The 13,182-nt window shown below is 62.8% G+C and carries 12 protein-coding genes; 8 read left to right on the forward strand and 4 right to left on the reverse strand.

Going from position 1 to position 13,182, the window contains the following annotated elements:
• Positions 1-384: 384 nt before the first annotated feature.
• A complete protein-coding gene (locus AC0R79_RS12815) occupies positions 385-1,302 on the forward strand; it encodes a quinone oxidoreductase family protein (protein ID WP_474734673.1) in 918 nt (305 codons plus the stop codon).
• Here AC0R79_RS12815 and AC0R79_RS12820 read toward each other — a convergent pair.
• The gene (locus AC0R79_RS12820) at positions 1,289-2,518 is read right to left on the reverse strand and encodes an MFS transporter (RefSeq protein ID WP_474734675.1); all 1,230 of its coding nucleotides are present in this window, start codon (positions 2,516-2,518) and stop codon (positions 1,289-1,291) included. The genes AC0R79_RS12815 and AC0R79_RS12820 overlap by 14 nt on opposite strands.
• Positions 2,519-2,734: 216 nt before the next feature.
• Between AC0R79_RS12820 and AC0R79_RS12825 the strand changes: the two genes are divergently transcribed.
• The 4 genes from AC0R79_RS12825 to AC0R79_RS12840 all read left to right on the forward strand — a co-directional run bounded on the left by AC0R79_RS12825 (position 2,735) and on the right by AC0R79_RS12840 (position 6,519).
• On the forward strand, positions 2,735-4,069 hold the full coding sequence (locus AC0R79_RS12825) for an epoxide hydrolase family protein (protein WP_474734677.1): 1,335 nt from the start codon (positions 2,735-2,737) through the stop codon (positions 4,067-4,069).
• Positions 4,070-4,140: 71 nt separating this feature from the next.
• Positions 4,141-5,184, forward strand: a complete 1,044-nt coding sequence (locus AC0R79_RS12830) for an alpha/beta fold hydrolase (RefSeq protein ID WP_474734679.1) — start codon at positions 4,141-4,143, stop codon at positions 5,182-5,184.
• Between the two features lie 24 nt (positions 5,185-5,208).
• Positions 5,209-5,718: a cytochrome P460 family protein gene (locus tag AC0R79_RS12835; protein ID WP_108561375.1), complete on the forward strand. Its 510-nt coding sequence runs from the start codon at positions 5,209-5,211 to the stop codon at positions 5,716-5,718.
• Between the two features lie 24 nt (positions 5,719-5,742).
• The gene (locus tag AC0R79_RS12840; RefSeq protein ID WP_064382021.1) at positions 5,743-6,519 is read left to right on the forward strand and encodes an alpha/beta fold hydrolase; all 777 of its coding nucleotides are present in this window, start codon (positions 5,743-5,745) and stop codon (positions 6,517-6,519) included.
• A gap of 46 nt (positions 6,520-6,565) precedes the next feature.
• Here the strand turns inward: AC0R79_RS12840 and AC0R79_RS12845 are convergent, their stop codons facing one another.
• Positions 6,566-7,780, reverse strand: coding sequence for an MFS transporter (locus tag AC0R79_RS12845; protein WP_474734681.1), 1,215 nt, complete (start codon positions 7,778-7,780; stop codon positions 6,566-6,568).
• Positions 7,781-7,914: 134 nt separating this feature from the next.
• On the opposite strand from AC0R79_RS12845, the gene AC0R79_RS12850 reads away from it, so the two are divergent.
• The 3 genes from AC0R79_RS12850 (at position 7,915) to AC0R79_RS12860 (ending at position 11,100) form a co-directional block, all read left to right on the forward strand.
• Complete coding sequence (locus AC0R79_RS12850; RefSeq protein ID WP_474734683.1) at positions 7,915-8,730, forward strand: AraC family transcriptional regulator; 816 nt, start codon at positions 7,915-7,917, stop codon at positions 8,728-8,730.
• Positions 8,731-8,865: 135 nt separating this feature from the next.
• Positions 8,866-9,615 (forward strand): creatininase family protein, encoded by a 750-nt coding sequence (locus AC0R79_RS12855; protein WP_115077463.1) that lies wholly within the window; start codon positions 8,866-8,868, stop codon positions 9,613-9,615.
• A gap of 66 nt (positions 9,616-9,681) precedes the next feature.
• On the forward strand, positions 9,682-11,100 hold the full coding sequence (locus tag AC0R79_RS12860; RefSeq protein WP_474734685.1) for an aldehyde dehydrogenase family protein: 1,419 nt from the start codon (positions 9,682-9,684) through the stop codon (positions 11,098-11,100).
• A 57-nt stretch (positions 11,101-11,157) separates the two neighbouring features.
• Here the strand turns inward: AC0R79_RS12860 and AC0R79_RS12865 are convergent, their stop codons facing one another.
• The gene (locus AC0R79_RS12865; RefSeq protein ID WP_474734687.1) at positions 11,158-12,591 is read right to left on the reverse strand and encodes a catalase; all 1,434 of its coding nucleotides are present in this window, start codon (positions 12,589-12,591) and stop codon (positions 11,158-11,160) included.
• A gap of 136 nt (positions 12,592-12,727) precedes the next feature.
• Positions 12,728-13,144 (reverse strand): organic hydroperoxide resistance protein, encoded by a 417-nt coding sequence (locus AC0R79_RS12870; RefSeq protein ID WP_179695433.1) that lies wholly within the window; start codon positions 13,142-13,144, stop codon positions 12,728-12,730.
• Positions 13,145-13,182 lie beyond the last annotated feature (38 nt).

Raw genomic sequence — 13,182 nt, forward strand, 5'->3', positions numbered from 1 at the left:
CGATTCTCATTGTGTGCAGTCACCGTTGAACAAAGATGCGCCTTCTGCTGGCACTCGCCCATCATACTTTGGTGTCGCCTGTAGCGAATATCGGCTGGCGTCGCACACTGCGACGGGCATCACAGTGGCGCTTTTGTAAGCCACTGTATCTACGGCCCTTCGAGCCATACAAGCATGCAAATCAGCCTGTTCGCGAAACTGCGCGGATACACCACCCGCTCACTCTTGGCCCTGGTTTCAACGTCCTTCGACGTTGAGTGAAAGCAACGTGACGTCCGCGCTCCTGCCACCCGAAAGGCAGCAAGACCGGTCGTCCCGATGACAGGGCAGAACATTATGAAAGCAGTGGTAATCGAGGCCTTTGGCGGGCCTGAAGTCTTGACGATGCAAGACATACAACTGGCAGAACCAGGGCCCGGGCAAGTCTTGGTCAAGGTCATGGCGGCGGGTATCAATTTCATGGACACCGGTGTCCGACGCGGGCTCGGCGGTGCCTGGGCGTTGCCGCTGACGCCGGGGGCGGAAGGGGCCGGCATCGTCCTCGCCACCGGCCCGCAGGTGACGGAGTTCGGAGTCGGTGACCGCGTGGCCTGGCATTACGTGCCGGGCAGCTACGCCGAACAGGTGATCGCCCCGGTCAGCCAGTTGGTGCCGTTGCCCGATGAGATCGACTTCGCCACCGCCGCCAGCCTGATGATGCAGGGCCTGACCGCCAGCAATCTGGTGGACAAGGTGCATGCGATCCAGCCGGGTGACGTGGCCTTCGTGCACGCGGCGGCGGGGGGCGTAGGCCTGATGCTGACCCAGTTGATCAAGCTGCGGGGCGGCAGGGTCATTGGCCGGGTGTCTCACGCCGACAAGGTGGAGGCGGTGCTCGCGGCCGGGGCTGACTATGTGGTGATCGGGCGGGCGCACAACATTGCCGGACAGGTCATGCGCCTGACCGACGGGCAGCGGGTGAATGCGGTGTACGACGGCACCGGCGCGGAAGGCTTCGCCGACTCGCTGGAGATGCTGGATTACTTCGGCACCCTGGCCTTGTACGGGCCGTTCATGAACCCGATCCCGCCGATCGATATCTTCAGCGTGCCGCGCAGCATCAAGCTGACGTATCCCTCGGTCATGCACTACGTGCGCAACCGCGAAGTGCTGCTGGAAAAGTCCCGGCAACTGTTCGGGTGGGTCAGCACCGGCAAACTGAAAACTGTCATTGGCAAACGTTATTCACTGGAGAACGCGCAACAGGCCCATCGCGATATCGAGTCGCGCAACACGACGGGCAAGCTGATCATCGTTCCCTGATGCCACGCCAGATCAGCAGGGCCGCCAAGAGCTGACTACCGGCGAAAAAGGTGAACAGCTCTTGTGCGGTCCATCGGGCATCCAGCAGAAAACCGGCGACCACCGGCGAAATGATCGCCCCGAGACGACCCATCGCCAGCACCACGCCGACGCCGGTTGTACGAACCGAGGTGCAAAACGCCTGCGGGGCCAGAACATACAGGGCGGCGACCGCACCATTGAGCATCAGGCCAAGCGTGACCGCCACGAGCGCGGCCAGACCGGGTACGTACGAGGCCGGCACCATCAGAGGCAGCAGGACGGCGTTGAGCAGCAGAAACCCTGACAACAATCGCCGGCAGCCGAAACGATTGGCCGCCAGTCCCAGCAGCAGGGCGCCGAGCATGCCGCCAAACGCCAACAACACCCCGATCCGGGCGCCTTGTTGGTCGGTAAAGCCGTTGTGGACCAGCAGGCTCGGGGTCCAGCTCATGACGAAGTAAAAGCAGAACATCAGCAGAAAGAGTGCCAGCGCCAGCGATGTGGTTTGTTGCCACTGATCGGGCGAAAACGGTCGGCTGGTGTTGTCAGGCGACGCTGAAGCGACGGGCGCGCCATGTTCGAGTGCCAGAAATGACGGCGACTCTCGCAGCCAGAAGACGCCGGCCAGCGCTGCCGCCAGCGTCATGCAGCCACCGGCAAGAAAGACATACCGCCAGCCCATCAAATCATTCAATACATGCGCCAGCACTCCGCCCAGACTGGCTCCCATGGCAAAGGCGAGGGATTGCAACGCGATGGCCAGATTGCGCCGCTGCGGGCTGGCGTGTTCGAACGTCAGCACGTTCGCCCCCACCAGCACCGCCCCAGTGCCGATGCCGGTCAGCAGTCGCAAAAGCATCAACACGTGATGATCCGGGCTCCAGAACGACAGCAACATGCTCAGGCCGCTAAGCAGCAGGCCGGCAAGCAGCAAAGGCCTGCGTCCGAAGCGATCGGCCCTGGGCGCGGCCAGCAGCGAACCGAGCGCCATCCCGACCAGGCTTGCGCTCAATAGCAGGCCCAGTTGCGCGCCGCTCAACGCCCACTCGGCCGAAACCCGGGCGGCGGTGAAGGCCATGGCCATCACGTCGAGTCCGTCGATCACGTTGAACAGCATGCACAGCCCGATCACCCACCACTGCGATGTGGTCGATGGCGTACTGCTCAGGCGTTCGAGCGCTGTCTCCCCACGCATCCGCAATCCTTGTTCCGATCTGTCATTCAAATGGGCCGTTTCCCCGCCGCATTCTGCCCGTTAACCGCTGCTGAATTCGAGCGCGATTTTGCGCACCGGGCCAGCGCGTCATACCAAGGTATCGACCGACACCATCGTGTAATCGCCCCGGTGCCAGCGCAGTGGTCTGATCCGATTGGCGATGCCTTTCGAATAATGACTACAAGGAGATCCATCATGGTTGCGCTTTCGTCCGGTCTTACCTGGCGCCATTGCCTGGCGTCATCCATCAGGGGCGGTGTGCTCGGCCTTGCCGTACTCGCTGGCAGCAGCGGCGTCTGGGCTGCGGATCCGTCGCAAGCCATTCGCCCGTACACCATCCATGTGGGCGAAGCGAAACTGAGCGATCTGCGCAAACGCATCGCCGACACCCGCTGGCCGGACAAGGAAACGGTCAGCGACGTGTCCCAGGGTGTGCAACTGGCGCAAGTCGAAGCACTGGTCAAGTACTGGGGCAATGGCTATGACTGGCGCAAGGCCGAAGCGAAGCTCAATGCGTTGCCGGAGTTCGTGACCACCATCGACGGCGTCGACATCCAGTTCATCCATGTGCGTTCGCGCAATCCCAATGCGATGCCGCTGATCCTCACCCACGGCTGGCCGGGTTCGCAGTTCGAATTTCTCAAGACCATCGGCCCGCTGACCGACCCCGTGGCGTACGGCGGCAAGGTCGAGGACTCGTTCGACGTGGTGATCCCGTCGATTCCCGGCCATGGTTTTTCCGGCAAACCGACCGAGCTCGGCTGGGGCCCTGACCGGGTGGCGAAGGCCTGGGATGTGTTGATGAAGCGTCTGGGCTACAGCCATTACGTGTCCCAGGGTGGCGATCATGGTTCGGTGATTTCCGATGCACTGGGTCGTCTGGCGCCGCCCGGTTTGCTGGGCATCCACCTGAACATGCCGGCCACCGTGCCGCCGGAACTGGTCAAGCCGATCAACAGCGGCGACCCGGCCCCGGCCGGGCTGACCGCACCGGAGGTGACGGCCTTCAACTCGCTCAGCCAGTTCTTCGGCCGCAACGCCGCTTACGGCGCAATGATGGTGACCCGGCCGCAGACCATCGGTTATCTGCTGGCCGACTCGCCCGCCGGTACGGCCGCGTGGATGTATGAAAAATTCGCCGCATGGACTGACAGCGACGGTCAGCCCGAGAAAGTCCTGAGCCGCGATGAAATGCTCGATGACATCAGCCTGTACTGGCTGACCGACAGCGGGGCGTCGTCCTCCCGTTTCTACTGGGAGAACAACAACAATAACTTCAGCGCCGCCGCGCAGAAGACTGCCGACATCAAGGTGCCGGTGGCGATCACTGTGTTCCCGCACGAAATCTACCGCGCGCCGAAAGTCTGGTCGCAACGCGCCTATCCGTCGCTGGCCTACTTCAGCGAAGTCAGCAAGGGCGGTCACTTCGCGGCATGGGAGCAACCGCAACTGTTCAGCGAAGAACTGCGCGAAGCCTTCCGTCCACTGCGCGCGGCTGCGCAGAAAACCGCTGCTCAGGCAGCGCGCTAGTCCTTCAATCCGCAGGCCCTTTAACCACCAACCCGGAACCGCCGCCCGGCGGTTCACGAGGGAGACTCGGCATGACTGACTCTAACGCTGTAACCCCATCCCGGCGCGTGCTCGCCGTTTCGATCCTGACGCTTGCGCTGGGTATCGCCTCGGCATACGCCAGCGCCGCCGAAGTGCCCGCCGGCAAGATCGACGCCATTACCGCCGGCACCAATGTTTCGTTCGGCGCGCTGAAACACGTCAAGGCCGGATTGCTCGACGTGTCCTACGCCGAAGTCGGTCCCGCCGACGGTCCGGTGGTCATCCTGCTGCACGGCTGGCCCTACGACATTCACAGCTACACCAACGTGGCGCCGGCGCTGGCGCAGAAGGGCTATCGGGTGCTGATTCCTTACGCGCGCGGCTATGGCGACACACGTTTCCTGTCTGCCAAAACCGTGCGCAACGGTCAGCCGGCGGCGCTGGCCAAAGACCTGATCGACTTCATGGACGCCCTGAAAATCAAGCAGGCCGTGCTCGGCGGCTACGACTGGGGTGCGCGCACCGCCGACATCGTCGCCGCGCTCTGGCCCGAGCGAGTGAAAGCGCTGGTGGCGGTGAGTGGTTACCTGATCGGCAGCCAGGACGCCGGCAAGACGCCGCTGCCGCCGGCTGCAGAGTTGCAGTGGTGGTATCAGTTCTACTTCGCGACCGAGCGCGGTCGCCTGGGTTACGAAAAGAACACCCATGACTTCGCCAAGCTGATCTGGCAGCTGGCTTCGCCGAAGTGGAACTTCGACGACGCGACATACGACCGCAGCGCCGCCGCGTTGCAGAACCCGGATCACGTCGCCGTGTCGATCTTCAACTACCGCTGGCGCCTGGGCCTGATCAAAGGGGAAGCGCAATACGATCCGCTGGAGAAAAAACTGGCGACATTCCCCTCGATCGGCGTGCCGACCATCACCCTCGAAGGCGACGCCAATGGCGCGCCGCACCCACCGGCCGAGGCCTACGCCAAACGCTTCACCGGCAAATACGAGTACCGGCTGATCAGCGGCGGCATCGGCCACAACCTGCCGCAGGAAGCGCCGCAGGCGTTCGTTCAGGCGGTGATCGATGCCGATCATCTCTGACTGCTGGCCTGAGGGGATCCGACGATGAAACTCAACCATTGGGCCGTGTTGCCAGCGGCCATTGCGCTCGCGGCACTGGCGGCTACCGGTGTCGCGTTGGGCGAGGCCGATGAGGGCGATGCCTCGCCGATCTACGGCGTGAAGCTGCCGAAAAACTATCGCCAGTGGGCGCTGATTGCCCCGGCCCAGGAAGCCGCGCCGCTGGATGAACTGCGCGCGGTGCTGGGCAATGACCGGGCGATCAAGGCTTACCAGAGCAAGACGCTGCCGTTTCCCGACGGCACGGTGCTGGTGAAGCTGGCGTGGAAACACGTGCAGTCGCCGGAGTTCGAGCCAGCCTCGATTCCGGGGGCGGCCACCACTGTTCAGGTGATGGTCAAGGACTCGCGCAAATACGCTTCGACCGGTGGCTGGGGATTCGGCCGGTTCATCAACGGCAAACCCGCCGATGAAGCCCAGCACCAGACCTGCTTTGCCTGCCATCAGGCGCGGGTGCAGAACCACGATTTTGTCTTCACTCGATACGCCCCCTGAATCCGTCATACGAGGAACATCCAGATGAAAAAAACACTGATTGCACTGAGCATCGCTGCGGGCCTGTGCCTGGGCGCCAATGCCTTCGCCCAAACCGCCAAACCCACGGTGGTGCTGGTGCACGGCGCATTTGCCGACGCGTCGAGCTGGAACGGCGTGGCGAAGATTCTCGAAAAGGATGGCTACACGGTGATCGCCGCCGCCAATCCGCTGCGCGGCGTCAAGAGCGATGGCGCAGCGGTATCGGCGTTGCTCAGCAGCATCCAGTCGCCAGTGGTGCTGGTCGGTCACTCCTATGGCGGCAACGTCATCAGTGATGCGGCCAACGATCATGCCAATGTCAAAGCGCTGGTCTACGTCAGCGCCTTTGCCCCCGAAGCCGGTGAAACCGTCGCCGGGCTGGCCGGCAAGTTTCCCGGCAGCACCCTCGGACCAACGCTGGCACCACCGGTTGCGCTGGCCGACGGCGGCAAGGACCTGTACATCCAGCAGAGCAAGTTCCACGACCAGTTCGCCGCCGATGTCCCGGCTGCACAAGCGGCGCTGATGGCGGCTACTCAACGTCCGGTCACCGAAGCGGCGCTGAACGAGCAGGCCGGAACGCCGGCCTGGAAGCACATTCCGTCGTGGTACATCTACGGCGACAAGGACAAGAACATCCCGCCCCAGGCGATGGCGTTCATGGCCAAGCGTGCGGATGCCAAGGCGGTTGAGGTGGTCAAGGGCGCGTCGCACGTGGTGATGGTGTCGAACCCGGCACCGGTGGCCCGGCTGATTGAAAAAGCTGCGGCGGCCAACTGAAACCCTGCGACGTGCCGAGGCGCGTCGCAGGGCTGTCACCTCCCGCTCAGGCAACGGACACCTGCGGCGAAGTTGCCGGTGCCAATCTGAGCAGGGGGGTGATGCCGAGCATCAACAGCAGTACCGCGAACAGCAAGGTGTACGCCGGGCCGTAGTGTCCGGCGTATTCGCGCAGGGCACCGAACAACAGCGGCCCGAGCGCGGCGATCAGGTAACCGATGAACAACATGAACACAGTCCACAATCCGGCCTGTTCGCTGGTGCTGGCGTGATCCAGCGGCAAGGTCATGGCCACGGTAAAACCCATGCCCAGGCCGATGGCCGCGAGCACCACATACAGCATCGGCCAGTACGCCGGCAGGAACGCCATGCCGCCCACCCCCAGCAGGGCCAGCAACGCCGACAACCCGAGCAAACCGCGCCGGTCGTGGGCCTTGCCCGGTATCAGCCCCGCACCCACGCTGGCCACGGCGAACACCGCCGTAAAAATGCCCAGCAGGACGCCCGGGGAAACACTCGATGTGGCCGCTTCCACCGACGCTGGCGCCATCCAGGCGAAGAGGGCGTAGACCACGAATTGACCGGCACCGAAATTCAACGCGATCAGCCACGCTTGCGGATTGCCCCAGGGCAGACGTTTGCTCGGGTTCGACGGCGATTTCACGGCGGGTGTCGGTGTCGCAAAACGCCGCGCCATCCACACCCAGCTGGCGATGGCGGTGAGGCACAGCACGCTCCAGAACCCGGCGCTGACCCGCCAGTCCTGCGCCAGCTCGGCAATCGGCGCACTGAACACCGCCGCGAGGGTCGCGCCCAGACTCAGGCCGCCAGCATAGATGCCCATGAGCATCGCCGGCCGTTGCGCAAAGTGGGTCTTGATCCACGCGCCGGTCATCGCGCCGGCAACCGCAATGCCGATGCTGGCGAAGAACGTGCTGCCGAGCAGGAAGAATGCATTCGGCGAGATTGCCCGCAGCAACGTCGAGGCGCCCAGCAACGTCAGTGCGACAACCACACTGCGATCGATCCCGAAGCGTCTGGCCAGGCTCGGAACCACCAGCGCGAACACGCCCATGCAGATGTCGGGAATCGAGGTCAGCAGCGCGGCCTGGGTATAGCTCAACTGGAAGTGCTGCTGGATCAACAGCAGAATCGGCCCCACCGAAATGATCGGCGGCCGCAGGGCGATGGACAGGATCAGCAGGCCGATCACCGCCGTGACGCTCTGCTGGTGGCCGGAGAGATTGCGGGTGATTGCCATGGGAAAAGCCTCATTGATGAACAATGAGCGCAAGGCTAACAATGGGCCGGTAATGGCAAATGCCAGGGTTTGTCGTCAAAGTGACAATCGCTGCTTTACCACGATCAAGGTGTGTTTTCAGGAGACGCCAGCCGATGAAACGAGAGGTGCGCAAGGTCATCGCCCAGCGTGAGTCCGCGCCGCGCAGCGAACGTTATCCCGACTATCAGGACGTGCCGCGTGTAATGACCGTGCTGGTGCGCGATCAGGCCACCGGCGAATACAACGAGCCGCACGTGCATCGGCACGGGCAATTGCTGTATGCCTCGAACGGGGTGATGCGGGTGGCCACCGAGCGCGGATTGTGGATCCTGCCGCCGAAGCGCGCGCTGTGGATTCCGCCCGGGATGATCCACGACCAGTTGATGCTGAGCGCGGTCAAGATGCGCTCGATCTACATCGATCCGCAGGTCTGCGCAGGGCTGGGCCATCACTGCAAAGTGCTGGAGATCCCCGGACTGCTGCGCGAGTTGATTCTGGCCCTGGCCGAGCAGCCGATCGAATACCCACAGGAAGGCCGTAACGCACACATCGTGGCGTTGATACTCAGTGAGTTGCAGGGAGCCCGGACGTTGCCGATCGAAGTGCCGTGGCCGGTGGACCGGCGACTGGTCACGGTGTGCGAGGCGATTCTGCAGGATCCGGGACAAGACCATTCGATCGGTTACTGGGCTGACCGGGTCGGTGCCAGTTCGCGCACGCTGATACGCCTGTTCGTCAATGAAACCGGCCTGAATTTCCGCCACTGGCTGCAGCAGGTGCGGCTGGCGACTGCCATCGACCGGCTCGACAAGGGACAGTCCGTCGGGGTGATTGCCCGGGATCTGGGCTACGCCAGCCAGAGTGCCTTCAGTGCCATGTTCAGACGGGTGATGGGTGAATCGCCCCGTGAATTTCTCGTTCGCGATTAGGGCGTTTTGGCGATTCCGATACCTTCGTATTCTGTCGTCGAAGGGAGGCGGGTGGTATCAATGACGCTGCTGTTGCAGGTGCATTGAACACCCACCCGCGTTCCGCGAGGAACCTTCGAAGAGTGAGAAATCCTGATGCTTTTATACCTATCGACCTGGTCCGAAATAGCGCAATTCCTCGAACGCAGCCGCACCATCGTCATCCCGATCGGCTCCAACGAACAGCACGGGCCGACCGGCCTGCTGGGCACCGACTGGATGTGCCCGGAAATCATTGCCCATGAAGCGCAGAAAAGCGCTGACATCCTGATTGCCCCGACCTTCAACATCGGCATGGCGCAGCATCACCTCGGCTTCCCCGGCACCATCTCGCTCCGGCCTTCGACCTTCATCGCCGCCATCGCCGACTGGACCCGCTCCCTGGCTGCCCACGGCTTTGAAAAGATCTTTTTCCTCAATGGCCACGGCGGCAACATCGCCTCAATCGAAGCAGCGTTTTCGGAGCTGTACGCCGAAGCGAGTTTCGCCCGGCGCAAGGCCGGGTTCGCCCTGAAGCTGTGCAACTGGTGGGATCTGGAAGGGGTGAACGAGCTGGCGCGTGACCAATTCCCGACCGGCCACGGCATTCATGCCACGCCTTCGGAAATCGCCGTGACCCAATGGGCGTATCCCGATTCCATCAAGTCGGCCGATTATTCGCCGCAGATCGCCAACTGGGGGCCGATCCGTGAAGCGGCGGATTTCCGCGCCCGTCATCCGGACGGCCGCATGGGCTCGGACCCGGCCCAGGCTTCGCCGGAAAAGGGTCGGCAACTGGTGGAAATGGCCGCTCGCGGTCTGGTGCAGGAGGTGCAAGCCTTCAGCCGCGAATCGTTACCCGACTGAAGCGTCACCCTGATCAACGCCCGGATTTTCCGGGCGTTGCTGTTTCAACACCTTGGGAATATCGCCATGTGGACTATCCGTCACAGCTACATCGATGGCGCGTTCGTGCCCGTTCAGGGCAGCGAAACGATCGAATGCATCAACCCGGCGACGGAATCCGTCATCGGAACGGTCACCCTGGCCAATCGCGACGATGCCAGGCAAGCCATCGCTGCCGCACGGCGTGCGCAAGTCACGATGGGCCGCACCTCGAAAGCCGAGCGCATCGACATGCTCAAACGCCTTCAGACAGCGGTGCTGGAAAGCACCGAAGACATACGCGACACCGCCATCGAGGAATACGGCGCACCGTTGGCCCGTGCGCAATGGGTGAGCCAGTACGCGTCGCAGTCCTTTGCCAACGCGGCGCAGGTGCTGGAGAACTACGAACTGGTCCGGCCTGTGGGCCGTGCAAGGGTCGTGATGGAACCGGTCGGGGTGTCGGCATTGTTCGCCCCCTGGAACAGCACCGCCGGTACGGTGTGCAGCAAACTGGCGGCAGCGATTGCCGGCGGTTGCGCCTCGATTATCAAACCGAGCGAACTCAGCCCGTTGCAGACCCAGGTGCTCGCGCTCGCCTTGCACCGTGCGGAACTGCCCAACGGGGTGATCAACATTGTCCTGGGCCGTGGGAGCGATGTGGGCGACGAGATCAGTACCAGCCCGCACGTCGCGAAGGTCTCGTTTACCGGCTCCACTGCCACCGGAAAACTCATCGCCCGCGCCGGCATCGAGACGATGAAGCGGGTGAGTCTGTCGCTCACCGGCAAGTCGGCGTCCATCGTGCTCGACGATGCGGATCTCGAAGCGGCCATCTCGATGGCCCTGAATGCTGCCTTCATGAACAACGGCCAGGCCTGTGTCGCCGGCACACGGCTGTTGGTGCCGCGCGGGTTCTTGCAGCCGGTGATCGAACGGGTGAAAACCCTGGTCGACGCGACAGTGGTCGGCGATCCTCGGAACCCGACTACCGCCATCGGCCCGTTGGTCAACCAGGCGCAGTTTGATCGCGTGCAGGGCTTTATCCGGCGCGGGCTGGAGCAGGGTGCGCGATTGATCGTCGGCGGGGAGGGCCGGCCTGCCGGGTTGAACCATGGCTATTTCGTGAAGCCCACGGTGTTTGCCGATGTCAGCAACGACATGGACATCGCCCGGGAAGAGATTTTTGGCCCGGTGCTGTCGATCATCGCCTATGACGATGAGGAAGACGCCATCCGCCTGGCCAATGCCAGCGTCTACGGTTTGCAGGCCTATGTGTTCACCTGCGAGGTCGAACGTGGCCGACGCATCGCTGCGCGGCTGGAGGCCGGTTCGGTGCTGATCAACCGGATCGCACCGGAGTTGCTTGCGCCGTTTGGCGGGGTCAAGCAGTCGGGGATCGGCAGGGAATTCGGGGTGTCGGGGCTGGAAGCGTTTCTTGAAGCAAAAAGCATCGTAGAGGACTGACAACGGCGGCAGGGCAAACAGGATCAATCCTGCTTGCTCTGCTTACGTCATTGCGGATCAGCCCAGCGCTTCGATGGCCTGCGCAACGCCTGCACCGTACGCCGGATCGGCGCGGGTGCAGTTATCGATGTGGCGTTGTCGGGTCTGGGCGCTGGCGCCATGGATCGAGCGCGCGGTGTTCTCGAACAAGACCTGTTGCTGGGCGGGCGACATAGCCCGGAACAGCGCACCCGGTTGCGAGAAGTAGTCGTCGTCCTCGCGGTGATTCCAGTGCCCGGCGCTGCCTTTCAGGGCCAGCGGTGGCTCGCTGAAATCCGGTTGCTCGGCCCACTGGCCATAGCTGTTGGGCTCGTAGCCGATTGTGCTGCCCGCGTTCGCATCGGTGCGCATCTGGCCGTCCCGGTGGTAGCTGTTGACCGGGCAGCGCGGGGCATTCACCGGAATCTGATGATGATTGACGCCGACGCGATAGCGCTGTGCATCGCCGTAGGAGAACAGGCGCGCCTGGAGCATTTTGTCCGGTGAGAAGCTGATGCCGGGCACCACGTTGGCCGGGTTGAAAGCCGCCTGTTCGACGTCGGCGAAGTAGTTGTCAGGGTTGCGGTTGAGTTCGAGCATGCCGACTTCGATCAGCGGGTAATCTGCGTGAGGCCAGACCTTGGTCAGGTCGAACGGGTTGATCGAGTACGTGTCGGCGTCCAGCTCTGGCATCACTTGCACGTAGAGCTTCCATTGCGGGAAGTGGCCTTCCTCGATGGCGCTGTACAGGTCGCGCTGGGCACTTTCGCGGTCATCGCCGATCAGGGTCGCGGCCTGTTGATCGGTCAGGTTTTCGATCCCTTGTTGGGTCTTCCAGGTGAACTTCACCCAGAAACGTTCGTTCGCCGGGCTGATGAAACTGAAGGTGTGGCTGCCGAAACCATGCATGTGGCGGTAGGTGCGCGGCAGTCCACGGTCGCTCATGACGATCGTGACCTGATGCAGCGCCTCGGGCAGCAAGGTCCAGAAATCCCAATTGTTGCGGGCGCTGCGCATGTTGGTGCGCGGGTCGCGTTTGACCGCATGGTTGAGGTCGGGGAATTTCAACGGATCGCGCAGAAAGAACACTGGCGTGTTGTTACCCACCAGATCCCAGTTGCCTTGCTCGGTATAGAACTTGATGGCGAATCCGCGGATGTCACGCTCGGCATCCGCCGCGCCACGCTCACCGGCCACGGTCGAGAAGCGGACGAACACATCGGTGGTCTTGCCTACGCTGGAGAACAATCTGGCCTTGGTGAAGCGGCTGATGTCATGGGTGACGGTGAAGGTGCCGAACGCACCGGAACCCTTGGCGTGCATGCGCCGCTCGGGTATGACTTCCCGATCGAAGTGCGCCAGTTTTTCCAGCAACCAGACGTCCTGCAACAGCATCGGGCCTCTCGGGCCCGCCGTCTGTACGTTGTTGTTATCAACCACGGGCGCGCCCGCAGCAGTTGTCAGCTTGTTCATGCGCAACTCCTGGCTTTTGTCGGTTTCCCGCCATCACATCAAAAGCCTTGGGCGCGATCTATTGCACCTTGGTGTCGCCGGATAGTACGAAGGTGTGGTTGGAAGATTGGGCGTTTTGCTGTCGGCAAAAGACGGATCAGGCGAGGGTGATGCTGACCTTGATGTTGTTGCGCGTGGCCTTGGAGTAGGGGCAGTTCTGGTGCGCTGCGTCGATCAGCTGGAGCGCCACTTGCGGTTCGATATCTGGCAGCGACACCGCCAGTTGGGCCTGCAGGAAGAACCCTTGTTCCCCATGAGCCAGATCGACTTGCGCATCAACCATCGCTTGTGCAGGAAAACCGATCTTGCGCGCGTTGCAGGCATGGCGCAGCGAGCCGAGGAAGCAGGCCGACCAGCACACGGCGAACAATTGCTCGGGGTTGGTTCCGGTGCCGGGTGCGCCGGGTGGAGAAAGCTTGAGATCCAGTCGGCCATCGTGACTGCGTCCTGTGCCCTCGCGGCCTCCTGTGGTGCAGGTATGCGCGGAGTAGAGGGTTTTTTCGATATCGATCATGGGCATTCCCTGAAGAGCATTTCACAGCGAGAAGGGCG

The organism is Pseudomonas sp. HD57-3 (assembly GCF_056113135.1).

Excerpts from the sequence above, each read along its gene's own strand:
- AC0R79_RS12845 (WP_474734681.1), bottom strand. The coding sequence starts at position 7,780 with ATGGCAATCACCCGCAATCTCTCCGGCCACCAGCAGAGCGTCACGGCG.
- AC0R79_RS12855 (WP_115077463.1), top strand. The coding sequence starts at position 8,866 with ATGCTTTTATACCTATCGACCTGGTCCGAAATAGCGCAATTCCTCGAA.
- AC0R79_RS12820 (WP_474734675.1), bottom strand. The coding sequence starts at position 2,518 with ATGCGTGGGGAGACAGCGCTCGAACGCCTGAGCAGTACGCCATCGACC.
- AC0R79_RS12830 (WP_474734679.1), top strand. The coding sequence starts at position 4,141 with ATGACTGACTCTAACGCTGTAACCCCATCCCGGCGCGTGCTCGCCGTT.
- AC0R79_RS12860 (WP_474734685.1), top strand. The coding sequence starts at position 9,682 with ATGTGGACTATCCGTCACAGCTACATCGATGGCGCGTTCGTGCCCGTT.
- AC0R79_RS12825 (WP_474734677.1), top strand. The coding sequence starts at position 2,735 with ATGGTTGCGCTTTCGTCCGGTCTTACCTGGCGCCATTGCCTGGCGTCA.
- AC0R79_RS12865 (WP_474734687.1), bottom strand. The coding sequence starts at position 12,591 with ATGAACAAGCTGACAACTGCTGCGGGCGCGCCCGTGGTTGATAACAAC.
- AC0R79_RS12815 (WP_474734673.1), top strand. The coding sequence starts at position 385 with ATGCAAGACATACAACTGGCAGAACCAGGGCCCGGGCAAGTCTTGGTC.
- AC0R79_RS12835 (WP_108561375.1), top strand. The coding sequence starts at position 5,209 with ATGAAACTCAACCATTGGGCCGTGTTGCCAGCGGCCATTGCGCTCGCG.
- AC0R79_RS12850 (WP_474734683.1), top strand. The coding sequence starts at position 7,915 with ATGAAACGAGAGGTGCGCAAGGTCATCGCCCAGCGTGAGTCCGCGCCG.
- AC0R79_RS12870 (WP_179695433.1), bottom strand. The coding sequence starts at position 13,144 with ATGATCGATATCGAAAAAACCCTCTACTCCGCGCATACCTGCACCACA.
- AC0R79_RS12840 (WP_064382021.1), top strand. The coding sequence starts at position 5,743 with ATGAAAAAAACACTGATTGCACTGAGCATCGCTGCGGGCCTGTGCCTG.